Genomic DNA, 19,924 nt, shown 5'->3' with positions numbered 1-19,924 from the left:
AGGCTTTCGCGTTGGATCGCGCGCGCGTCGCCGGGATTCTCGACGAGATCGCCCTCCTCCTGGAGCTCAAGGGGGAGAACCCGTTCAAGGCGCGGGCTTTCTCGAACGCCGCCCGCACGATCCTCTCGCTGAACGAGGACCTCGCCGCCCTCGTGGCCCGCGGCGATCTCGGCAAGCTCAGGGGGATCGGCCAGGCGCTCGAGGAGAAGATCGGCACGCTCGTGACGACGGGCGCCCTCCCCTACCACGACGAGCTGCGGCGCGAGGTCCCCTCGGGGCTTCTCGACGTCCTCGGCGTCCCCGGGCTCGGCCCGAAGAAGGTCCGCGCGCTCCACGAGCAGCTCGGCGTCGACTCGCTGGCGGCCCTCGAGTACGCCTGCCGGGAGAACCGGCTGGCTTCGCTCACCGGGTTCGGCGAGAGGACGCAGGCGAAGGTCCTCGAGGGGATCGAGTTCCTGAGGCGCCAGCAGGGAAGATTCCTCCTCAGCGAGGCGACGGCCCGCGCCCGGGAGATCCTCGCGCTCGTCGAGGCGCTGCCCGGCGTCTCGCGGGCGGCCATCGCGGGGAGCGTGCGGCGGCGGTGCGACGTCATCGCCAACCTCGATCTCGTCGCCGCGGCGGCGGACGCGAGCTCCGTCGCGGCCGCCTTCGCCTCCGCCCCCGGGGTCGAGGGGGTCGTCGAGGCCGGAAGCGACCAGGCCTCGGTCCGGATGGGCGGCGGCTTCGCCGTCCGGCTTCGGGTCGTGAGCGACGCCTCCTTCGCGTGCGCCCTGCATTACTTCACCGGCTCGCGCGCGCACAACACGGCGCTCGCGGCCCGGGCCTCCTCGGATCGATTCCGCATGACGCTGACACCCTCGGGGCTGGCGCGATCCGCCGCGAGCGCGGGAGGCGCGGGGAGCGTCCGCTGCGACACGGAGGAGGATCTGTTCCGCGCGCTCGATCTTCCGTTCATCCCTCCGGAGATTCGCGAGGGGGCGGGCGAGATCGAGGCGGCCGAGTCGGGCGCTCTCCCCCGCCTCGTGGAGCGCCGCGACCTTCGCGGCATCTTCCACGTCCACAGCACGTGGAGCGACGGGCGCGGAAGCCTCGAGGAGATGATCCGCGCCGCCGCGGAGGCCGGGTACGCCTACGTGGGGATCTCCGACCACAGCCGGACCGCGGCCTACGCCCGGGGGTTGAAGGAGCCCGACGTGGCGCGCCAGCGCGAGGAGATCGACGCGCTGCGCCCGAAGTTCCCGTCGACCCGCATCCTCCACGGCATCGAGAGCGACATCCTGCCGGATGGCTCGCTCGACTATCCCGACGCGGTCCTCGGCGCGTTCGACTTCGTCATCGGCTCCGTGCACAGCGGGTTCGCGATGCCGCTGGCCGACATGACCCGGCGCGTCGTGCGGGCGGTCGAGAACCCCTTCCTCACGATCCTCGGCCATCCGACCGGACGGCTCCTTCTCGGACGCAAGGCCTTCGCGGTCGATCTCGACGCGGTGATCGCCGCCGCCGCGCGCTCGGGGGCCGCGATCGAGATCAACGCCAACCCGCACCGGCTCGATCTCGAGCCCGCCCGCGCTCGCCAGGCGCGCGACGCCGGCGTCCCCGTCGCGATCAATCCCGACGCGCATGACGTCTCGGGGATCGGCGACGTCGAGTACGGGATCGACACCGCGCGCCGGGGATGGCTCCGGGCGGAGGACATCCTCAACGCGCGGCCGTGGGAGGAGATCGCCGCGGCGCGGGATCGCCGTCGGGGCCGGGCGTGAGCGGCGCCACATCCAGGGAGCGGGCGCGCGTCGCCCGCGTGGTCGGCGCCCTGATCGCGGCGTACCCCGACGCGCGGTGCGCCCTGAACTTCGGAAACCCGCTCGAGTGCCTCGTCGCGACGGTGCTGTCGGCGCAGTGCACGGACGCGCGGGTGAACCTCGTCACGAAGGATCTCTTCCGAAGGTACCCGACGGCCGCCGACTACGCCGGGGCGGCGCGCGAGGAGATCGAGGAGGCCGTCCGCTCGACCGGCTTCTTCCGGAGCAAGGCGCGCTCGATCCAGGGGTTGGCGGCGGCGCTCGTCCGGGATCACGGCGGGAAGGTCCCGTCCTCGATGGAGGAGCTGATCGCGCTCCCGGGCGTGGGAAGGAAGACGGCGAACCTCGTCCTCGGAGAGTCGTTCGGCATCGTCTCCGGGATCGTCGTCGACACGCACGTCCACCGGCTCTCGCGCCGCCTCGGCCTGACGGCTCACGACGACCCGGTGAAGATCGAGCGCGACCTGATGGAGGTCGTTCCCGCGTCGGAGTGGATCCCCTTCGGGACGCGGATGATCACCCACGGCCGGGCGATCTGCGACGCCCGGAAGCCTCGGTGCGCGGAGTGCCCGCTCCTTGCCGACTGCCCGGCGGGAGTGGAGCTCTCCGGGAAGAGGTCCTTGACGGCGCCGCGCCGGCGAGGCTAGATCGAGGCCCGCACGACACGGAGGACGCATGGCGTTCAAGGCTCCATGGCTCGAGGACACCGAGGCGGCTCCGGCCGGCCCCGCCGCCGAGGCCCCGCATTGCAAGTTCATCACGTCGTTCGGCGGCGCCGCCTACTGTCTCGATCCCCCCTATCTCCTCGGCTTCTGCGAGTTCCACTTCGGCGCCTTCGAGCGCGGCGAGATCGATCTCGAGGGACGGATCGCCGACACGCTCTCGGACCAGACCCGCCGCCGCGCGATCAATTTTCACGGTGTCCGGCTGCCGGACGACGTCAAGCCCCGCCTCTGAACCCCGCCGCCGCGCGCGCGGAGATCGCCGAGAGGGCCCGCGAGCTGGGATTCGACCACCTGGGCGTCTCGGCCGCGACGCCGCCGGCGCAGGTCGCCCGATTCGACGAATGGGTGGCGCGCGGCCACCACGGCGGGATGGACTATCTCGTGCGGGGGGCCGCCGAACGACGGAGACCTTCCCTGCTTCTCCGCGACGCGCGATCGATCCTCGTCGGGGCGGTCCGTTACGACGCGGGCCCTGACGCGCCGGCCAATCCGCTTTCGGGAGAGGTGGCGCGGTACGCGAGAGGGAACGACTACCATCTCCGCGTCGGCGCGATGGCGTCGAATCTCGCGACGTTTCTCCGCACCCGGTACGACGCGCGCGCTGCCGAGTACGTGGACACCGGGGCGATCCTCGAGCGGCTCTGGGCCGCGCAGTCGGGGGTCGGGTGGATCGGGAAGAACGCGCTCGTGCTCAACAGGGAGAGCGGCTCCTACTTCTTCCTCGCGGTGGTCCTGACCGATCTCGAGCTGCCGCCGGACGCACCGGCCCTCGACGAGTGCGGCCAGTGCTCGCTGTGCATCGAGGCGTGCCCCACCGGGGCGATCGTCGAGCCGAAGGTCGTCGACAGCCGCCTTTGCCTCTCGTACCACACGATCGAGATGCGAGGGGAGTTCCCCCGCGAGCACCGCGAGGCCGCGGGGGCGCACCTCTTCGGCTGCGACGCGTGCCAGACCGCCTGCCCGTGGAATCGGGACGTCGCACCGCCGCGGAGAGCCGCGGAGGAAGACGCGGAGGCGGCGCTCGATCTCGTCTCCGTCCTCTCGATGAGCCTCGCGGAGTACACCGAGCGCTTTCGCGGGAGCGCGATGAAGCGCGCGACGTACCATGGGCTGAGGCGCAACGCCGCGATCAACCTGGGCAATGCCCTGCGCGCCGCGGGGGAACGATCGGCGCCGGACCCGCACGCCATCGCGGCCCTGACACAGGCCGCTTCGGACCCCGAGCCGGCGGTGGCCGAGGCCGCCTCCTGGGCTCTCGCCGCGATCGACTAGTTGTCGGCGCCCGGCGGGACGACGCCTGCGCCGCCGAGCGTCTCGAGGTACGCGAGGAGGGCTTCGCGCTGCTCGTCGGTCAGATTCGGCTTCGGCATGCGCGCGTTGGGATCGACGGCGCGCGGCTCGTCGAGGTAGCTCCTCATCCACTCGAGGCTGCGGCGGCGCGCGACGACGGTGAGGTCGGGACCTGCCTGGCCGCCCGTTCCCGAGATCCGGTGACAGCGCACGCACCGCTTGCGCTCCATCAACACGCGCCCCGCGACCTCCGGGGGGCCGGGAGGGAGCCAGCGCTCGTCGTAGAGGCTCTTGCCCCAGAGGGCCAGCGCCGTCACCCCCGCCACGACCACGGCGGCGAGCGGCCAGCTCTTCCGCGGGATCACGAGGCCGCGCCGCCGCGAGACTCCGCCTCGCGCAGGGCGGCATCGAGGCGCGTCTGGAGCCTCACGTTCGCCGCGATGACGCGGATCCCTTTCCACATGGCGACGGCGTTGAGGGCGAGCGTGGCGAGCGCGGTCGAGTGGTGGAGCCAGACCGGCCAGATCCGGGTGTGCGCCCCTCCTCCGGTGATCACGGAGGCGATCGCGCCCGCGATGGCGAAGGTGAGCCAGGGCGAGAGGATGCGGTGGAACGAGGCCATCTCGGGGAGGTACTCCTTGAAGCCGTGCGGCCTCACCGCCTCCCGCACGTTGCCGCTGCTCCCGATCAGGTAGAAGAGCGTCATGGAGTGCGTGAAGGCCGGGACCATCGCCCCGAGGAACCCCCACTTGATGTGGGTCGCGAGGGGAACCGCCCCCGCGGCGGCGGAGTAGCCGAGCGTCACCACGGCGGCGACGCACAGGAAGGTGATGATCTGGAGGGTCTCTAGCGCTCGGGCCATCGTCGGGATCTCAGCTCGTTGCGGGTCGGACCGGCGGAGGATACGCCGTCGCGTCCACAAGTCGCGAGGCGAGCCGCGCGAGCGTCCCGTCGGGCCAGGCCGAAAGGGGGATCGACACGTCCTGCACGGTGATCGCCGCGCGCGTCCGATCGCGGAGGCGCGCCACGAGCGGCCCGCAGGGAGCGGCCCCTTCGCCGCGCGCGTTCACGACGACCACCCCTGCGCGGGCGACGAGATCCCACGTGTCGCTCTTCCACGTCTCCTCGGGGAGGCCCGGGGGGATGACCATCACCACGAGCGCGGGATCGACCACGGGGATGATCCGGTTCCCCTCGGTGACGAGCCTCTCGCCCCCCGCCAGGACCTCCGCGTCGAGATGGCGCCACATCTCCGCGTGGGCCCCCGGAACGGCGAGCGCCCAGAGCACGCGGGAGGCGCCGGCACGGGTGAGACGCCCCGTGTCGGTCCCCTCCCGTTCGATCACGCCTCTCTCGGAGAGGATCGTGTAGCGCCCGTGCAGCTTCCGGCACGCGCATTCGACCTCGGTGCGGGGGCAGTTCCGCCCGTCCCGGTACACGGTGGTGAACTTGACGGCCGAGAAGGCCCCGGGATGCGCCGCGAGGATCCCGGCCGCGAGAAGAGTCTTCCCCGACCCGTTCGCGGGGGCGCCAATCGAGAGGATTGGCCGGACGCTCATGGACCCTCCTTCGCCGCCGCCACGTCGCCGGGGGAGTTCAGGTTCACGAACGACCTGGTCGCCGAGAGCGCCGGGAACGATCCCTCGTCGACGAACCGGACCCTCACGCGCGAGAGGAGGTCGGACATCGCGCGGGATCCCTCGAGGAGGCACGCCTCGGCGACGCCGGCCGCGGAGGCCCGGTAGAAGGCGTGGAGCGGCTCGACCCTCCCGCGGATTTTCGGGACCAGCGCGTCCGCCTCGCCGATCCGCGCGGCGCGCGCCCAGAGCGAAGCGATGAGATCGGCGTCGAGGAACGGCATGTCGCACGCGACCGCGAAGAGCCACGGGGCGGGAGATGCGGTGAGCGCCGCGTGGAGCCCGGCGAGCGGCCCCTCCCCTTCGTGCCGATCGGTGACGACGGTCAGGCCTCGCGCGAGGAACGGCGCCGGGTCGTGCGACGGCGCGGCGGCGATCAGGATGACCTCGAAGATCGGCGCGAGCACCCGGAGCTGGCGATCGATGAGGAGGCTCCCCTCGAAGGGAAGGAGCGCCTTGGAGACGCCGCCCATCCGCGTGGCGCGCCCGCCCGCCAGGATGGCCGCGGCGGCGCGAGGCGCCTCAGGCCGGAGGGGGGACGTCATCCGGGAGACCCTCTCCCTCGTCCGCCCCCGCCGGCTCCGCGACGGTCGGATCGACGAAGATCGTTCCTCCCTCGGCCTTGACCTGGAAGGTCCTGACGCACCCCGGCTCGCCGCCGAGGCGTTTTCCGGTCTCGAGGTCGTACGTCCAGGCGTGCCGCATGCAGGTGATCTCCATCCCCTTCAGCCGGCCGGCCGAGAGGGGCGCCTTCATGTGCGAGCAGGCGTCCTCGATCGCGAAGAGGCGCCCCGCGACGTTGAAGACGACGATGTGCCGGAGCCCGATGCGCAGGGACTTCTTGCCGCCCGGCGGGATCTCCTCCTGCGCCGCGAAGCGGACGAACCTCAACGCCCCTCCCCGGCCGCGGCCCCCGAACGCGGCGCGGCGCTCCCCGCGTCGGTCCATGCCGCCCTGTCGAGGAACGCCGAGAGGAGATCCGAGACGCTCTCGAGGGCCGCTCGATCCCCCTTCGTGAAGGCGGCGGGCTCGTCGCTGTCGATGTCGATCTCGCCGAGGATGCGCCCCGACGCGCGGAGGGGCACGACGATTTCGGAGCGCGTCCTCAGGGTGCACGCCAGATAGCGCGGATCGGCGTGGACGTCGTCGACGACGATCGTGACCCCCTCCCGCGCGGCCGCTCCGCAGATCCCCTTGTCGAGCGGGATGAGGCGGTGCGGCGTCGGATGCCCGATCTCGTGGGCCAGCGAGAGCATCGTTCCCTCGAGGAGGTAGACCCCGGCCCAGTGGAAGAGAGGGTTCGACGCCTTGATCGCCTCGACGGTCCTGCGAATCGCGTCGGAGGCTCCCGTCGCCGATCGGAGGCTCGCCGCCACGATGCCCGCGAGCCCTTCGATTCCCGCCGTCACCCTCTCATCCCCCATACTTCCATCCCGTCTGTTCCATGGTGAGAGGCTTCGCCTCGCGCCGTTGCAGCGCGCCGACGACCTCGCCGACGACCACGCTGTGATCCCCGACCAGCTGGATGCTCACGACGCGGCACTCGAGGCTCGCCGGAGCGTCCATCAGGAGCGGCACCCCCGTCTCGCCGCGCACGAACTCGTAGGAGCCGATGCGGGTCCCGTCGGCCTCGGGCGACTTGAAGAAGGCGGCCGCGATGTCCTTCTGATCGCTCGCGAGAAGGTTGAGCGAGAAGACGCGCCCCTTCTCGAGGATGGCGTGCGCGCGCCCGTCGCGATTCACCCCCAGCATGAGGAGGGGGGGCTGGAACGAGCACTGCGAGACGAAGTTCGCCGTGAACGCGCTCGTCGTCTTGCCGTCCGTGACGCCGACGACGTAGAGGCCGTACGGGATCATCAGGAGCGCGCTCTTCTTCGCCTTCTCGTCCAAAGCTCCTCCAGGCCGCGTCGTTCCGTCCTGCCGCAGGATCTCAACTGTACTGTCCGCCGGCCGCGGCTTCAACCCGCACCCCCCCTCCGGATCGCCGCGTCGCGATCGAGGATGCGGTCCCGAAGGCACGCGAGCCCGTCGAGCTCGGCGCCCCGCGCGAGGATCATGACCTTGAACGTCTCCCCCATCCCCGTCGGGCTCATCAGCGAGTGGAGCGCGAACCGCCGCCTCACTCGCTCGCCCGCGCCGTCCGGCGACGCGTCGATCGCCAGAGCGGCGATCATCTCGGCGAGCCCCAGGGCGATGAGCATCTTCCTCTGCGTCGTCATCGCGAAGGACTCCCAGCCTGCCGCGAGAGCGGCGCGGGAGATCGACGTGAAGTCGACGTGCGACGTCAGGTCGTGCCCCCCGGGCTCGGCGAGCGGGTCGACGACGAGCTGATGGCGGCGGTACCCGACGAGGGTTCCGGCAAAGTGCCGGTCCGAGTAGAGATCCGCCGCTTCGTGCCCGTAGTCGATGACCACCGCGTAGCCGCGCCGGAGAAGCCCCGCGGCCTCCGAGACGAAGCGGCGGGCCAGGAGGTTCACCTCGGCGCGCTGTCCCTCCGCGAGGGTCACGCCGAGATCCTCGAAGGTCGCCCCGAGCTCGGGGGTCGACGGCTCGCGCGCGATCTCGATCAGACCTCCGCCGCCGTCCAGGCCGACGTGGATCTCCCGGAGCCGCCCCTCCGTCATCTCGACGAGATGCACGGGGAGCGCATCGAGGAACTCGTTCGCCACCAGGCAGCCATGGATCGGGCTCCGGCGGCGGAGCGCGCTCCACGTCGACCAGCGGACGCGTTCCGACAGCCCCGCGGCGCCGAGGAGAGCTTCCTGCTGCCGCCTCAGCGCGGCGCTCTCCTCGACGAGGTGGTACGCCGTGCGCGCGGCGAGCTCCGGGGCCTCGTCCTCGAGGGCGAGGAGAACGTCGCGGCAGAGCGTCCCCTTGCCGGGGCCGGGCTCCACGATCGAGAAGGGGCCTCCCGGGAGCCGCGAGGCCATCTCGGCGAAGGCGCGCGCGAGGAGCCGGCCGAAGGCGGGATCGACCTCCGGGCTCGTGATGTAGTCCCCCTCGGGCCCCATCGGGGGCGAGGGGAGGCTGTAGCGGCCGTGCCGGGGATGGTAGAGGGCCTCCGCCATGAACCCGGCGAAGGTGAGAGGGCCGTTCCGTCGAATGCGCCGTGCGAGATGGGAGAGGAGGCTCTCCTCCGTCATCCCTCGACCGTCTGCGGGCTCTTGACTTTGCCCGTCCGGATCTTCTCCTGGACGAGCATCAGCCCGTAGAGGAGCGCCTCCGGCCTCGGCGGGCACCCCGAGACGTAGACGTCGACGGGGACGATCTGATCGACCCCCTGCACCGTCGAGTACGTGTGGAACATCCCCCCCGAGGAGGCGCACGCCCCCATCGCGATGACCCACTTGGGATCGGGCATCTGGTCGTAGATCATCCGGAGGGCCGGGGCCATCTTCTTCGTCACGGTGCCGGCGACGATCATCATGTCGGCCTGCCTCGGGGAGAACGAAAGCCTCTCCGATCCGAAGCGCGCGATGTCGTACCGCGGGCCCGCCACCGCCATCATCTCGATCGCGCAGCAGGCCGTCCCGAGGGGCATCGGCCAGAGGGAGTTCTTCCGCGCCCAGGCGACGACCGCGTCGAGGCGCGTGGTGAGGAGAGCCTGCTCGAGGAGCGACTCGGCCTCGGCGGCCGTGCCGGTCGAGGTCTTCGCTCCCCGGATTCCCGTCAGCATGCGGCGCCCCTCACTTGTTGGCCCACTTGAGGATCGGATCGGGCCTCACGCCTCCGAGCTGGTACAGCTTTTCCTTGCCGAAGATCAGCTCCTTGCGGTCCCCGCCGGCGAACTCGTAGTCGTTCACGAGGAAGATCGCCTGCTCCGGGCAGACCTCCTCGCAGTAGCCGCAGTAGATGCAGCGGAGCATGTTGATCTCGAACGCCTCCGGGTACTTCTCGATGGAGTTCCCGGGCATCTCGCCCGCGCGGATCGTGATGGCCCGGGGCGGGCAGACGAACTGGCAGAGGTAGCACGCGACGCACTTCTCGCGCCCGTTCTGATCCTTCACGAGCGCGGGGATGCCGCGGTACCCCGCGGGAGGCTTGAACCGCGTCTCGGGGTACCTCATCGTGAACCGCCGGCGCAGCAAGTGGCGCATCGTGATCCACATCCCGCCGAGGATGCTCGTGAGATAGAAGCGATGCCAGAACGGCTGCTCTCGGTTGACGACAATCAAGGGTGAGGCCTCTCGCTCTCTTCCCGCGCTACGCGCGCGCGATCGTCATCTTGTCGATCTTGTCCTGGAGCCGCAGGATGCCGTGGAGGAGCGCCTCGGGGCGCGGGGGGCAGCCCGGGATGTACACGTCCACGGGGACGGCGCGATCGACCCCCTGCATCGTGCTGTAGGTGGGGAAGGGGCCGCCGCACGTGGCGCACGCGCCCATCGAGATGACCCACTTCGGGTCGGGCATCTGGTCGTAGAGCCGCTTCACGACGGGCGCCATCTTCTCGGTCACGGTCCCGGCGACGATCATGAGATCGGACTGGCGAGGCGTCGCGCGGTAGACGCCCGCGCCGAACCTGTCGATGTCGTAGCGCGAGGCGACCGCCGCCATCATCTCGATGGCGCAGCACGCGAGCCCGAACGACATCGGCCACAGCGCGGACTTCCGCGCCCAGTTGAAGATGGTGTCGATCGTCGTGGTGAGAATGTTGGGAGTGAACCGATTCTCGATGAAGCTCATTTCCATCTCCAGCGCGGCCGGCCCTGAGGCGTCACCGCCGCGGCAGGGCCCCCGCGCCCACCATGCTATAGTCGGCACCCGATTCGGAGGAACCGGCGGTCGACGCGGCGACGTTCGGAGTGCGACGGCCCGCTCGGGATTCTAGTGGCGGGTGCCGGCTCCGTCAACGCGGGCGCGGGCCGGGAGACATCGATGATCGCGACGTTCCTGCTGCAGCTCGGGGCGGGATGCCTCCTGGGTCTCCTCCCGGTCCCCGCCCGGGCCACGGGAATGGCGTTCAACCGTTTCGTGGCCGGCCTCGGCGCGTTCGTCCTCATGCTCGGTGTCGGGGCGTCGTTCCAGTCGGCGGGGCGCACGCCGACGGCTCCCGTGTGGGGGCTCGCCATCGTCGCCGCGCTCCTCTCGGCGGCCCTCGCGCACATGGGAAGGGTCGAGGGCTCCCGTCTACCCGCCCGGCTCGCTGCGTCGTGCGCCGTCGCCGCCATGGTCCTCGACGCCTCCGCGCTGGCGAAGGGGGCGGCATCTCCCGGGGGGATGACCGCCGCGCGCTACGTCCTCGACGCCGTGAGCTCGGCCTGGCTCCTCGGGAGCGTCCTCATCGCGATGATCCTCGGCCACTACTACCTGAACATCGCCGGGCTCGCGATCGATCATCTGGTGAGGCTCTGCCTCGTCTCGATGGCGGCGGTGGGGCTCCGGACGCTCGTCGCGGCGTGGGGGCTCGCCCATGACGGCCCGGGGTTGATCGCGCCATGGCTCCAGGGGGGCCTCGAGGGGGGCGGCGAGATGCTCTCGATCGTCGTCCTGCTCCAGCGGCTGCTCTTCGGGATCCTGGGCGCCGCGCTCCTGACGACGATGGCGTGGCGGACCGCGCGCATCAACTCCACGCAATCGGCGACGGGAATCCTCTACATCGGGTTCATCGCCGTGATCGTCGGCGAGCTCGCCTCGCGGTACCTTCTCTTCGGGACCGGCCGCCCGCTCTGACGCCGCGCCCGTCCCTCGCGCGCCCGAGCAGCAGCGACACGATCTGCGAGCGCTCCCGCGCGTCGCTCTCGTAGACACCCGTGAAGGCGGTCGTCACCACCGTCCCCGACGACCCGCGCCCGCCGCGCGCCGACATGCACAGGTGGGAGGCCTCTATCACGCACGCCGCTCCCCGCGGGCGGAGCCCTCGCGCCAGCTCGTCGGCGAGCCGGCGGGTGAGATCTTCCTGTATCTGGAGCCGGCGCGAGAGGCACCGCACGAGCTTCGGCAGCCTCGAAATCCCCGTGATGCGGCCGTCGGGCAGGTACGCGAGGTGAACGGTGCCGTGGAAGGGAAGCAGGTGGTGCGAGCAGGTCGAGACGAACTCGATCCCCCGGAGCGCCACGAGATCGCGGCTCCTCTCGGATCGAAGGGGGGTCAGGATGGCGGCCGGGTCCTCGCGATAGCCTGCGAGGAGATCGTCGTTCCACGCGCGGGCGACCCGCCCCGGGGTCCGGGTGAGCTCCCCTTCGAGGGCGCGGCCGATCGCCGCGCGGAGGAACTCGCGGATGCCGCGCGCCATCCCGGCGAGGTCCGCCCCCACCACCTTCGCCGCGCGGCGCGGCGTCACGAGGCCTCCCCGAGCGCCGCGCGCGCCGGCGACGTCAGGCGCCGCGCGACCTCGCCGATCGACGTGACGACGTCGTCGGGCTCGACCCCCGCGCCACTCGGCGCCCCTTCCCCGCGGCGATCGAGCCAGAGCGCGCGCATCCCCGCGGCCCTCGCGCCGAGGTAGTCCTCCCGCACGAGGTCACCGATGTGGAGAATCTCGGGCGGCGGGACGCCGAGCTCTCGAGAGAGCCTCGCGAAGAACTCCGGATGCGGCTTCTCCATCCCCTCGACCGCCGAGCACAGCAGCGCGTCGAATCGCGGCGTCAGCGAGAGGCGCTCCAGGAGCCCCGTCATCCGGCTGTCCCAGTTCGAGAGGATCGCGAGGCGGTACCCCGCGGCCCGGAGAGCGTCGAGGGCGTCGAGGACGTCGTCGTAGATCCTCCAGGCGCCGGGCGAGGCGAAGGCCTCGCGGAACGCCTCGACGCCCGGAGCGAGGCCCGGATCGACGCCGCACGAGGCGAGAACCTCGGCGACGACGCCCCCCCACCATCCGTCCTCGCCGCCCGGGAACGAGGAGAAACGGTCGCGCCCCGGCACGGCCAGCGCGGCGCGGCGGGCCCAGGCCGCCTCGAAGCCCCGGTGGCACTCCTCGGCGGAGACGGTCACGTCGTGAGCTCGGCAGACGTCGGCGTAGATCGCCCCCACTCCCGGCCACGCGCTGATGAGCGTTCCGCCCAGGTCGAAGGAGACGGCGCGCAGGCCGTCAGATCGCGGGAGCGACAACGATGTCCCCCTGGATTCTCGCCTGGCAGGCCAGGCGGTGAGTTCCGGCGAGGCCCAGATCGAGAAGCCGGTCCGCCTCGTCGGGGCCGACGGGGGTGAGCGATGGGGCGCCTCTCACGACGCGCACGCAGCAGGTCCCGCACAGGGCGTTCCCGCCGCAGGCGTGATCCATGACGTAGCCGAGCGCGCGCACGGCCTCGAGGATCGACTCCCCGTCCGCGCACACTCCCGACAGCCCCCGCGAAGGAAAGCTGACTCTCGGCATCGGCGTCGTCTCCGTCTACCGGCCGAGAAGGAGGTCGAGATCGGGAGAGAGCTCGACGATCTCCATCCCCTCCTCGGCGACCACCTGGCAGCCGCGGAGCTTTTTCGCCGCCGCCGCGCCCGGGACGCGGCAGGTGATCTCGCAGTTGCCGCACTCGTTGTTCCAGCAGAAGCGCCCCGACGCGATGGCGTCGCCCAGCAGGTACTGGAAGCCCCGGAGCAGGCTGTTGTTCTCGGGGATCTCCGTCTCCTTCCCGCGGACGGATATCTTGATCAGCCGATCGAAGGGGTCGAACAGATCGAGATCGATGTCCATCGGCTTCCCCGCGCTCAACGAGACGATTGGCCGCCGTCCACGGAGATGACGGCCCCGGTCACCCAGGCCGATTCGTCCGAGGCCAGGTAGAGCGCGAGCCGCGCGACGTCCTCGGGAGTCCCCGCGCGCCCCAGCGGCGCCTCGGGGAGCGCGCCGCCGTCCCCCGCCTGCGGCGCCACCGGAGACGACGGCGACGCGACGAGCCCCGGGCAGACGGCGTTGACGCGGATCCGATCCTGCGCGAAGTCGAGCGCCATGCTCTTCGTCAAGGCGACGAGCCCCCCCTTCGCGGCCGCGTACGCGGAGGCGCCCCGCGCCCCGTGGATCGCCGCCGACGAGGCGACGTTGACGATGCTGCCGCCTCCGCGGGCCCTCATCGGGATCACGGCCAGCCGCGAGACCATGTACGGGCCCTTGAGGTTGGCCTGGATCATCCGATCCCATCGCTTCTCGTCGGTCTCGAGGATGGTCCCGGGCTCCCGGGCCCCGGCCGCGTTCACCAGGATGTCGAGCCCGCCGAAATTGTAGATCGCTCCCTGCACGAGGAGCTCGACGCGGTCGCCCCTGGTCACATCGCCGCGCGTGAACGTGGCGACGCCGCCGTCGCGCCGAATCTGGCCAACGACCTCCTGGAGCGGCTCGGCGCGGCGCCCGGCGACGACGATCCTCGCCCCTTCGCGCGCGAAGAGTTCTGCGACGGCCCGGCCGATGCCGGAGCCACCGCCCGTGACCAGCGCTATCTTCCCCCGGAGGCGGGCGGAGCCGGGCGGCGCGGTGGCCTCGATCTCGGCCTCGGCCTCGCGGCGCCCCGGGATCTCCGCCGGGCTAGCTATGATTCTTCTCCGACGGCCCCTCGGTGGCGCCCTCGGGGCCGCGCGCCTCGTCGGGGATCGGCCGGCGGCCGGAGTACCCCGACTCGAGATCGTGGTAGTACGCGACCGAATCCTCGCCGACCTTCCAGCAGAGAAGGACCTCCTTCCCGTAGAGGCGCGCCGGGAAATCGACCAGCCCCGCGCGGACGTCCTTGATCTGGCATCCCATCGAGTCGACCTCGCCGAGCGCCGCCTTGATCTCGAGAAGCCTCTCGAAATAGTCCGGCGAGACGGGCGCGTCGAGGAGGATCTTCATCTCCCTGACGGCGTAACGAAACTCGGGCTTGTGCGCCCCGAGCCACGTCAGGCGATCCTGGATCGTCCCCACGATGTCGCGCAGGGCCGGCAGGGCCTCGTTGGCCTGCACGACCGTGAATCGCCTGGCCTCCACCGTCTCTCCCCTGGCCCCGACCATCCGGCGGCTCACGCCGAGAACGAGTGCCCGCAGCCGCAGCTGCCCGTCGCCTGAGGGTTGTTGATCTTGAACCCCGCGCCCTGAAGCGTCGTGGCGTAGTCGATCTGGATGTTCTCGAGGTACGGGGAGCTGAACCGATCCACGAGGACCCGGATGCCGTTGATGTCGAACGTCGCGTCCCCGTCCTTCTCGGCGTCCTCGAAGACGAGGCCGTACTGCAGCCCCGAGCACCCGCCTCCCTCGACGTAAATCCTCAGGGCGAGATTCTCCTTCCCCTCCGCGAGCATCGCCTCACGGATCTTTTCCGCGGCAACTTCGGTGACCTGGATCATTTTCGCTCCGCTCCTGTCTGGTCTGTCGACCCGGGGCCCATCGGGACCCTCGAACGGTCCGGCGCCGCCAAGCGCCCGGGGGCACGCCGGCGGTAATCCGCCAGTGCCTCCCGGATTGCCTCCTCGGCGAGCACCGAACAATGTAGTTTCGCCGGCGGCAGCCCGCCCAGGGCCTCCGCCACCGTTCTGTTCGTGATCTTTTCGAGATCTTCGAGCTTCATCCCGCGGATCAGCGTGGTCGTCATCGACGACGCCGCGATCGCGGCCCCGCATCCGAACGCCTTGAACCTCGCCTCCTCGACCACTCCGTCGCGGATCCTCAGGGACATCTTCATCTGGTCGCCGCACGCGGGGTTCCCGACGAGCGCCACGGCGTCCGGCTGCTCGAACTCCCCCACGTTTCGCGGGTTCTCGTAGTGATCGAGCACGATCTCCCCGTAGTCGGCGTAGCTAGACGACACGCGTCGCGCCCCCCCGCGCCTCCGCCCCCTCGTGGAAGGGAGACAGGGCGCGCAGCCGGGCGACCGCCCTCTGCAACCGCCCGGCGATCGTCTCGATCTGTTCGGCGGTGTTCGATCGCCCGAGCCCGAACCGGAGCGCGCTGTGCGCGTCGTCCTCCGCCACGCCGAGCGCGCGGAGCACGTACGACCCGCGCATCGCCCCCGAAGCGCACGCCGATCCCGTGCTGAGGGCGGCCGCGTCGCGAAGCGCCATCAGCATCGCCTCACCCTCGGCGTGCTTCACGGTGACGTTGAGATTGTTGGGGAGCCGGTGCACCGGGTGGCCGTTCATCGTGACGCCCTCGATCGAGCTCGAGATCCGGCGCCAGAGATCGTCGCGCAGGGCCGCGAGGCGCGCGCTCTCCCCGGTCATGTCGCGCATCGCCACCTCCGCGGCCTTCCCGAGCCCGACGATCCCCGGGACGTTCAGCGTCCCGGAGCGCCGTTTCTTCTCCTGCCCGCCGCCGTGCACCTGCGCCTCGAGGGGAGTCCGCTTCCTCACGTACAGGGCGCCCACACCCTTGGGACCGTACATCTTGTGCGCGGACATGGCGAGGAGATCCACGCTCATCGCCTCCACGTCGAGGGGGATCCGCCCCGCCGCCTGCGCGGCGTCGGTGTGGAAGAGCAGGCCGCGCTCGCGCGCAATCCGCCCGATGTCGGCGATCGGCTCGATGGTCCCGATCTCGTTGTTCGCGGCGTGAATGCTGACGAGGATCGTCCGAGGCGTCAGCGCCCGGAGCACCGACTCCGGGTCGACCCATCCATGCCGGTCGACCGGCAGGCGGGTGACGCGGAACCCCTCGCTCTCGAGCTCGTGGCAGGTCTCGAGAACCGCCTCGTGCTCGATGGCGCAGGTGACGATGTGGTCGCCCTTCGCGCGCGCCGCGCGCGCGGCGCCGCGGATCGCGAGGTTGTCCGATTCGGTCGCGCCGCTGGTGAACACGATCTCCGAAGGGGACGCAGAGAACAGATCCGCGACGTGGCGGCGCGCCGCCTCGACCGCGTCGGACGCCCGCTTGCCGTAGAGGTGCGTCGTGCTCGACGCGTTCCCGAAGTCCTCCTTGAGGAACGGGAGCATCGCGTCGAGGACCTCCGGGAGCACCGGGGTCGTCGCGTGATGATCCATGTAGCTCGGGAGCGTCGTCACGTGGCGCCGCCCGGCTTCGTCCTCGGCCCCGCGATGACGGACGACATCGGGATGAGCCCCTCCCGGCTCGCGGTCAGCTTCGTGGACAGGTCCTTCACGGTGATCTTCCTCAACATGCCGACGATGTCGTCCTGGAGATCCCACAGGACGCTCTGGAATCCGCAGAGATCCTGCTGGGGACACGAGCCGTCGGGCCTCGCGCACTCGACGAGGGCCATCGGCCCGTCCACCGCGCTCACGACGTCCGCGATCGAGATCTCCGACGCGATCCGCGCCAGAAGGTATCCCCCGCGGATCCCCCGGTACGACTTGATGAGCCCCTGCTTCGAGAGCTTCTGGAGCACCTTCGCGAGGAATTCCCGCGGTATGTTATGGTGCTCGGCGATCTCCCGCCGGTAAGCCAGCTCGCCGTCGGGGCGCGTCGCGATGTAGGCCATCGCCAGGAGCCCGTACTCGGCTTCTCGTGTGAGTCGCAGCATCGAACGCGTCCCCGCAAGGTGCGGACCGGCGGCACGCCCGCCCCCGCCCATCGGGTCACGAATCTCCGGGCTTCGAACGATACAGGACCGATTAAGTCGTATTTAGCGTACGGCACACCCTCAGGGCTGTCAAGGAGCGACCGCTGCCCCCGGAAGCTGCCCCTCGCACCTCCATCCCCTGTCCGGAGTGCGGAACCCCCTGGCCTCTCGAGGCGGCGATCCCCGTCGGGCCGGCCCCCTGCCCGAGATGCGGGAGGGTCGTCACCTTCCTTGGAGGACCTCCCGTCAGCCGCTCGGCCCCCGAGGTGTGCCCTGTCTGCGGCAGCCGGCATCTTTATTGGCGGAAGGACTTCAATCAGAAGCTGGGGTGCGCGATGGTGGCGCTCGGCGCCGTCTTGACGCCGTGGACGTACGGCATCAGCCTGGCCGTGATGGCTCTCCTCGATTTCATCCTCTACCAGTTCCTGCCGCGCGTCTCGGTCTGCTACGTCTGCAAGGCCTGTTTTCGAGGCGTGCCCCCGCATCCCGCTCACGGCCCCTACGAGCTGCTGACGGCGCAGACGTACGAGGCGCGGGCGGTCAACTGGGCGGAAGGCAAGCTCCCTCCGCCCTCCGCGCCGGCCCCGTGACGAAGCCGATTGTCCCGACATCGGGGACGCCGCCCGTTTGATACGATTCCCCCGGCGGACTATCGTGAGGGCAGGACCCCCACGAGGTGGCGCCATGAAGAGACATCACGACGACGCTCCCGCGCGCATCCACAAGAGCTACACCGCGCTCATCTGCGCCGACGGCAGGATCCTCCCCATCACTGAATCGATCGGCCGGCGCGTCCTCCGCGAGATCGATCCCGCGGGGCGAGAGGGGCGCGAGCTGCTGGCGTCGGGAACGGTCACGCTGTGGACCTCGGACGGCAAGCGGCACCAGAAGCTCAAGGTGGCCGAGATTCTCACGAAGATGAAGCGCGATCTCGATCGGAAGATCTCGTCGGCACCCCGGGACCCGCGGGTCGGAGCGCTCTACAAGAGCCTCGCGAAATCGGTGACGAACGCCCGCACGCGCCACTCGCAGTAGGCGTTTTCCCGCGCCTCAGACCAGTTTCCGGACCGCCTCCGGAGCCCCGTCAAGGCGCTGCCGGATCTTCGGCAGCGCCTTCGTCGCGGCCTCGCGCCCGGCGTCCATCAGGCGATCGATCCGGCTGAAATCGAGGAGATCGAACCCCTCCACCGCGGGCTGGATGCAGAGATCGAAGGCCGCCGACTTCGTCTTCATGATCTCGTACCCCTCGATGGCGATGACGCGCCGCAGCGTCCGGAGCAGGCTCGGGTAGTCGAGCAGCTCGGCCAGGAGACCGCTTCGCCTCGCGAGCCGGCCGAACCATCCCGCCTTGAGAGGACGGTCGAGGAGCTTCTCGAAGTACGGCTCCCTGCGAGGCGACACGTCGATCGCGATCGAGATGTCGGCGCCGTGCCGGCCGAGGTGGTCGCCGGGGACGTTGTTGATCACCCCGCCGTCCACGAGAAACCGCCGGTCGATCTTCACCGGGTTGAGGAGGACCGGGATCGAGCCGCTGGCGCGCACGGCGAGCCAGAGCGGGCCGCGGTCGAGCACGACCTCCTCGGCGGTCACGAGGTCGGCGGCGACGGCGAAATAGGGGCGCTCCAGGTCCTCGATGTGCACCTCGCCGAGGACGCGCCTCAGGACGCGCTCGCCCCGCCGCCCCCGGATGAAGGCCGATTTCGGCAGCGTGAAGTCGTTCAACGGATTTCGATCCACCCACTCGCGCCGGAAGATCGCCGCGACGTCGGCGGCGGGGTTCGAGACGGCGTGCAGCGCGGCGATGATGGAGCCGATGCTCGTCCCGCCGATGACGTCGATCGGAATCCCTTCGGCCTGGAAGACGTCGAGGACGCCGATGTGGGCGAGGCCCCGCGCCCCGCCGCCGCCGAGCGCGACGCCGAGGCCGCGGCGGGAGAGTCGCCGCGCCACGGCCATGAGGCCGGCCGGCTCGAGCCCGCGGGACTCCGCGGCGAGGCGCACCTGGTGCGCGACGCGCGCGCGAAGCCGGTCCTCGATCGCCGAGACGGCGCCGGCGGCGATCGTGGCGCCCCGGGCCAGCACCACGCGGGCCGGCGACGCGCCGTCCGGATGCGGGGCCGCGAGTTTCGACAGGATCGTGCGGGCCCGCTCCACGCTCGGCTGCGATCCGTCGACGAGGGCCAGGACGGTGTCGCACTGCCTCAGAGCCTCGTCGGTGAACGGGGCGATGATCGCCGCCGCCTCTCCCCGCTCCCCCGCGCTCTCCGCCGCCGCGACGGCGCCGCCGAACTGCGCCAGGGCCACGCCGAGGAGGGGCCCGAGGACCCGCGGATCGCGATCCGCCGGGTCCGGGGAGATGGCGAGAATCCTCACCCCGTCCGCAAGCGGCGCCGTGAACGGGAGGAGATCGGGGGTCTCGCCCGCCCGGAGGGCACGCCGCAGATCCCGCGCCGGCTGCGTCGCCCCCTGCACCGCCGCCCCGGGGCCCAGACGGATCATGAGGACGCTCCGCTTCCGGCAGGCGGCGAGGGCCGCGGCCATCCCGGACGCGAAGCTCTCGGCGTCGACCGACGCGGCGGTCGAGACGCAGAGGATGATCCGCGACTGCGACTCCTCGCGCGGCGGGAGGTTGGCGCGGCGCAGCCGCAATGAGAGGGTCCGCCCGATCGCCATCGCGACGACCGGGTAGCGCCGGATGAGATCGTCGAACGCCGATTCGCCGAGGAAGAGGAGATCGGCGTCGAGGGTCGCGTAGACCGACGTCGATCGCGGCTCGCCGGTGAGGAGCGACATCTCCCCGAAGCATTCGCCGGCGCCGAGCCGGGCCAGGACCCGCCTCTTCCCCGACCCCTCCGCGACGATCGCCACCTCGCCCGAGTGGACGACGTAGAGCCCGTCGCTCGGCTCCCCCTCGCGGAAGACCGGCTCGCCGACGCGGAACCGGCGGCGCTCGAGCCTCGAGGCGATTGCCTGGCGCTCCTCCTCACCGAGGGTGTGGAAGATCTCCACGGAGTGGAGGACGGTGGAAAGGGGAATCCGGATGCCGGAGTCGGTGCTCATGA

28 protein-coding genes are annotated in these 19,924 nt (G+C 71.0%); 6 read left to right on the top strand and 22 right to left on the bottom strand.

The window, feature by feature from the left end:
- Nucleotides 1-11 precede the first annotated feature (11 nt).
- The 3 genes from polX (at nucleotide 12) to queG (ending at nucleotide 3,796) form a co-directional block, all read left to right on the top strand.
- Nucleotides 12-1,760 (top strand): DNA polymerase/3'-5' exonuclease PolX, encoded by a 1,749-nt coding sequence (gene polX, locus HY049_05565; protein ID MBI3448369.1) that lies wholly within the window; start codon nucleotides 12-14, stop codon nucleotides 1,758-1,760.
- Nucleotides 1,676-2,446, top strand: a complete 771-nt coding sequence (gene nth / locus HY049_05560; protein MBI3448368.1) for an endonuclease III — start codon at nucleotides 1,676-1,678, stop codon at nucleotides 2,444-2,446. The genes polX and nth overlap by 85 nt, the downstream gene beginning before the upstream one ends.
- 99 nt (nucleotides 2,447-2,545) lie before the next feature.
- Entirely contained in the window at nucleotides 2,546-3,796 is a 1,251-nt protein-coding gene (queG, locus tag HY049_05555; GenBank protein ID MBI3448367.1) for a tRNA epoxyqueuosine(34) reductase QueG, read from the top strand.
- Here the strand turns inward: queG and HY049_05550 are convergent.
- From HY049_05550 to HY049_05500, 11 genes are all read right to left on the bottom strand, one after another.
- Nucleotides 3,793-4,179: a cytochrome c gene (locus HY049_05550; GenBank protein MBI3448366.1), complete on the bottom strand. Its 387-nt coding sequence runs from the start codon at nucleotides 4,177-4,179 to the stop codon at nucleotides 3,793-3,795. The two genes, queG and HY049_05550, sit on opposite strands and share 4 nt — an antisense overlap.
- Nucleotides 4,176-4,676, bottom strand: coding sequence for a hypothetical protein (locus HY049_05545; protein ID MBI3448365.1), 501 nt, complete (start codon nucleotides 4,674-4,676; stop codon nucleotides 4,176-4,178). The genes HY049_05550 and HY049_05545 overlap by 4 nt, the downstream gene beginning before the upstream one ends.
- A 10-nt stretch (nucleotides 4,677-4,686) precedes the next feature.
- Nucleotides 4,687-5,373, bottom strand: a complete 687-nt coding sequence (locus tag HY049_05540) for a hypothetical protein (GenBank protein ID MBI3448364.1) — start codon at nucleotides 5,371-5,373, stop codon at nucleotides 4,687-4,689.
- Nucleotides 5,370-5,996, bottom strand: coding sequence for a molybdenum cofactor guanylyltransferase (locus HY049_05535; protein ID MBI3448363.1), 627 nt, complete (start codon nucleotides 5,994-5,996; stop codon nucleotides 5,370-5,372). Before HY049_05535 ends, HY049_05540 begins: the two co-directional genes overlap by 4 nt.
- Nucleotides 5,974-6,399, bottom strand: a complete 426-nt coding sequence (locus tag HY049_05530) for a Rieske 2Fe-2S domain-containing protein (protein MBI3448362.1) — start codon at nucleotides 6,397-6,399, stop codon at nucleotides 5,974-5,976. Before HY049_05530 ends, HY049_05535 begins: the two co-directional genes overlap by 23 nt.
- On the bottom strand, nucleotides 6,339-6,860 hold the full coding sequence (locus HY049_05525; GenBank protein ID MBI3448361.1) for a GAF domain-containing protein: 522 nt from the start codon (nucleotides 6,858-6,860) through the stop codon (nucleotides 6,339-6,341). Before HY049_05525 ends, HY049_05530 begins: the two co-directional genes overlap by 61 nt.
- A 4-nt stretch (nucleotides 6,861-6,864) precedes the next feature.
- Complete coding sequence (locus HY049_05520) at nucleotides 6,865-7,308, bottom strand: flavin reductase (GenBank protein MBI3448360.1); 444 nt, start codon at nucleotides 7,306-7,308, stop codon at nucleotides 6,865-6,867.
- A 101-nt stretch (nucleotides 7,309-7,409) separates the two neighbouring features.
- Complete coding sequence (locus HY049_05515; GenBank protein MBI3448359.1) at nucleotides 7,410-8,594, bottom strand: SAM-dependent methyltransferase; 1,185 nt, start codon at nucleotides 8,592-8,594, stop codon at nucleotides 7,410-7,412.
- Complete coding sequence (locus HY049_05510) at nucleotides 8,591-9,127, bottom strand: NADH-quinone oxidoreductase subunit B (protein ID MBI3448358.1); 537 nt, start codon at nucleotides 9,125-9,127, stop codon at nucleotides 8,591-8,593. The genes HY049_05515 and HY049_05510 overlap by 4 nt, the downstream gene beginning before the upstream one ends.
- Before the next feature lie 10 nt (nucleotides 9,128-9,137).
- Entirely contained in the window at nucleotides 9,138-9,560 is a 423-nt protein-coding gene (locus HY049_05505) for an NADH-quinone oxidoreductase subunit I (protein ID MBI3448357.1), read from the bottom strand.
- Between the two features lie 94 nt (nucleotides 9,561-9,654).
- Complete coding sequence (locus HY049_05500) at nucleotides 9,655-10,134, bottom strand: NADH-quinone oxidoreductase subunit B (protein ID MBI3448356.1); 480 nt, start codon at nucleotides 10,132-10,134, stop codon at nucleotides 9,655-9,657.
- A 192-nt stretch (nucleotides 10,135-10,326) separates the two neighbouring features.
- Between HY049_05500 and HY049_05495 the strand changes: the two genes are divergently transcribed.
- Nucleotides 10,327-11,121 (top strand): hypothetical protein, encoded by a 795-nt coding sequence (locus HY049_05495; protein MBI3448355.1) that lies wholly within the window; start codon nucleotides 10,327-10,329, stop codon nucleotides 11,119-11,121.
- Here HY049_05495 and HY049_05490 read toward each other — a convergent pair.
- The 10 genes from HY049_05490 to HY049_05445 all read right to left on the bottom strand — a co-directional run bounded on the left by HY049_05490 (nucleotide 11,054) and on the right by HY049_05445 (nucleotide 16,823).
- Nucleotides 11,054-11,731 (bottom strand): GTP cyclohydrolase I, encoded by a 678-nt coding sequence (locus HY049_05490; protein MBI3448354.1) that lies wholly within the window; start codon nucleotides 11,729-11,731, stop codon nucleotides 11,054-11,056. The two genes, HY049_05495 and HY049_05490, sit on opposite strands and share 68 nt — an antisense overlap.
- Nucleotides 11,728-12,495 (bottom strand): HAD-IA family hydrolase, encoded by a 768-nt coding sequence (locus HY049_05485; GenBank protein ID MBI3448353.1) that lies wholly within the window; start codon nucleotides 12,493-12,495, stop codon nucleotides 11,728-11,730. Before HY049_05485 ends, HY049_05490 begins: the two co-directional genes overlap by 4 nt.
- The gene (locus HY049_05480; protein ID MBI3448352.1) at nucleotides 12,476-12,760 is read right to left on the bottom strand and encodes a (2Fe-2S)-binding protein; all 285 of its coding nucleotides are present in this window, start codon (nucleotides 12,758-12,760) and stop codon (nucleotides 12,476-12,478) included. Before HY049_05480 ends, HY049_05485 begins: the two co-directional genes overlap by 20 nt.
- A 15-nt stretch (nucleotides 12,761-12,775) precedes the next feature.
- The gene (locus tag HY049_05475; protein MBI3448351.1) at nucleotides 12,776-13,075 is read right to left on the bottom strand and encodes a hypothetical protein; all 300 of its coding nucleotides are present in this window, start codon (nucleotides 13,073-13,075) and stop codon (nucleotides 12,776-12,778) included.
- Nucleotides 13,076-13,089: 14 nt separating this feature from the next.
- The gene (locus HY049_05470; GenBank protein ID MBI3448350.1) at nucleotides 13,090-13,647 is read right to left on the bottom strand and encodes an SDR family oxidoreductase; all 558 of its coding nucleotides are present in this window, start codon (nucleotides 13,645-13,647) and stop codon (nucleotides 13,090-13,092) included.
- A 253-nt stretch (nucleotides 13,648-13,900) separates the two neighbouring features.
- The gene (locus HY049_05465; protein ID MBI3448349.1) at nucleotides 13,901-14,338 is read right to left on the bottom strand and encodes a DUF2203 domain-containing protein; all 438 of its coding nucleotides are present in this window, start codon (nucleotides 14,336-14,338) and stop codon (nucleotides 13,901-13,903) included.
- Nucleotides 14,339-14,370: 32 nt separating this feature from the next.
- Nucleotides 14,371-14,694, bottom strand: coding sequence for an iron-sulfur cluster insertion protein ErpA (gene erpA, locus HY049_05460; protein MBI3448348.1), 324 nt, complete (start codon nucleotides 14,692-14,694; stop codon nucleotides 14,371-14,373).
- Nucleotides 14,691-15,155, bottom strand: coding sequence for an iron-sulfur cluster assembly scaffold protein (locus HY049_05455; protein ID MBI3448347.1), 465 nt, complete (start codon nucleotides 15,153-15,155; stop codon nucleotides 14,691-14,693). The genes erpA and HY049_05455 overlap by 4 nt, the downstream gene beginning before the upstream one ends.
- Nucleotides 15,145-16,323 (bottom strand): cysteine desulfurase, encoded by a 1,179-nt coding sequence (locus tag HY049_05450; GenBank protein MBI3448346.1) that lies wholly within the window; start codon nucleotides 16,321-16,323, stop codon nucleotides 15,145-15,147. The genes HY049_05455 and HY049_05450 overlap by 11 nt, the downstream gene beginning before the upstream one ends.
- A 17-nt stretch (nucleotides 16,324-16,340) precedes the next feature.
- Entirely contained in the window at nucleotides 16,341-16,823 is a 483-nt protein-coding gene (locus tag HY049_05445) for an Rrf2 family transcriptional regulator (protein ID MBI3448345.1), read from the bottom strand.
- A 374-nt stretch (nucleotides 16,824-17,197) separates the two neighbouring features.
- Between HY049_05445 and HY049_05440 the strand changes: the two genes are divergently transcribed.
- A complete protein-coding gene (locus HY049_05440) occupies nucleotides 17,198-17,452 on the top strand; it encodes a hypothetical protein (GenBank protein MBI3448344.1) in 255 nt (84 codons plus the stop codon).
- Nucleotides 17,453-17,546: 94 nt separating this feature from the next.
- Nucleotides 17,547-17,897, top strand: a complete 351-nt coding sequence (locus HY049_05435) for a hypothetical protein (GenBank protein ID MBI3448343.1) — start codon at nucleotides 17,547-17,549, stop codon at nucleotides 17,895-17,897.
- A gap of 15 nt (nucleotides 17,898-17,912) precedes the next feature.
- Here the strand turns inward: HY049_05435 and HY049_05430 are convergent, their stop codons facing one another.
- A complete protein-coding gene (locus HY049_05430; GenBank protein ID MBI3448342.1) occupies nucleotides 17,913-19,922 on the bottom strand; it encodes a patatin-like phospholipase family protein in 2,010 nt (669 codons plus the stop codon).
- Nucleotides 19,923-19,924: the final 2 nt, after the last annotated feature.

Source organism: Acidobacteriota bacterium (genome assembly GCA_016195325.1).
Classification (GTDB): domain Bacteria; phylum Acidobacteriota; class Polarisedimenticolia; order JACPZX01; family JACPZX01; genus JACPZX01.
This window is presented reverse-complemented; position numbering and strand designations above follow the sequence as displayed.

What these genes read in the sequence shown, in the direction of transcription:
- nth (MBI3448368.1), top strand. Translation starts at nt 1,676, where the DNA reads ATGGCTCCGGGCGGAGGACATCCTCAACGCGCGGCCGTGGGAGGAGAT.
- HY049_05545 (MBI3448365.1), bottom strand. Translation starts at nt 4,676, where the DNA reads ATGGCCCGAGCGCTAGAGACCCTCCAGATCATCACCTTCCTGTGCGTC.
- HY049_05540 (MBI3448364.1), bottom strand. Translation starts at nt 5,373, where the DNA reads ATGAGCGTCCGGCCAATCCTCTCGATTGGCGCCCCCGCGAACGGGTCG.
- HY049_05535 (MBI3448363.1), bottom strand. Translation starts at nt 5,996, where the DNA reads ATGACGTCCCCCCTCCGGCCTGAGGCGCCTCGCGCCGCCGCGGCCATC.
- HY049_05530 (MBI3448362.1), bottom strand. Translation starts at nt 6,399, where the DNA reads ATGGACCGACGCGGGGAGCGCCGCGCCGCGTTCGGGGGCCGCGGCCGG.
- HY049_05520 (MBI3448360.1), bottom strand. Translation starts at nt 7,308, where the DNA reads ATGATCCCGTACGGCCTCTACGTCGTCGGCGTCACGGACGGCAAGACG.
- HY049_05515 (MBI3448359.1), bottom strand. Translation starts at nt 8,594, where the DNA reads ATGACGGAGGAGAGCCTCCTCTCCCATCTCGCACGGCGCATTCGACGG.
- HY049_05510 (MBI3448358.1), bottom strand. Translation starts at nt 9,127, where the DNA reads ATGCTGACGGGAATCCGGGGAGCGAAGACCTCGACCGGCACGGCCGCC.
- HY049_05505 (MBI3448357.1), bottom strand. Translation starts at nt 9,560, where the DNA reads ATGTGGATCACGATGCGCCACTTGCTGCGCCGGCGGTTCACGATGAGG.
- HY049_05500 (MBI3448356.1), bottom strand. Translation starts at nt 10,134, where the DNA reads ATGAGCTTCATCGAGAATCGGTTCACTCCCAACATTCTCACCACGACG.
- HY049_05495 (MBI3448355.1), top strand. Translation starts at nt 10,327, where the DNA reads ATGATCGCGACGTTCCTGCTGCAGCTCGGGGCGGGATGCCTCCTGGGT.
- HY049_05480 (MBI3448352.1), bottom strand. Translation starts at nt 12,760, where the DNA reads ATGCCGAGAGTCAGCTTTCCTTCGCGGGGGCTGTCGGGAGTGTGCGCG.
- HY049_05475 (MBI3448351.1), bottom strand. Translation starts at nt 13,075, where the DNA reads ATGGACATCGATCTCGATCTGTTCGACCCCTTCGATCGGCTGATCAAG.
- erpA (MBI3448348.1), bottom strand. Translation starts at nt 14,694, where the DNA reads ATGATCCAGGTCACCGAAGTTGCCGCGGAAAAGATCCGTGAGGCGATG.
- HY049_05450 (MBI3448346.1), bottom strand. Translation starts at nt 16,323, where the DNA reads ATGGATCATCACGCGACGACCCCGGTGCTCCCGGAGGTCCTCGACGCG.
- HY049_05445 (MBI3448345.1), bottom strand. Translation starts at nt 16,823, where the DNA reads ATGCTGCGACTCACACGAGAAGCCGAGTACGGGCTCCTGGCGATGGCC.
- HY049_05440 (MBI3448344.1), top strand. Translation starts at nt 17,198, where the DNA reads ATGGTGGCGCTCGGCGCCGTCTTGACGCCGTGGACGTACGGCATCAGC.
- HY049_05435 (MBI3448343.1), top strand. Translation starts at nt 17,547, where the DNA reads ATGAAGAGACATCACGACGACGCTCCCGCGCGCATCCACAAGAGCTAC.
- HY049_05430 (MBI3448342.1), bottom strand. Translation starts at nt 19,922, where the DNA reads ATGAGCACCGACTCCGGCATCCGGATTCCCCTTTCCACCGTCCTCCAC.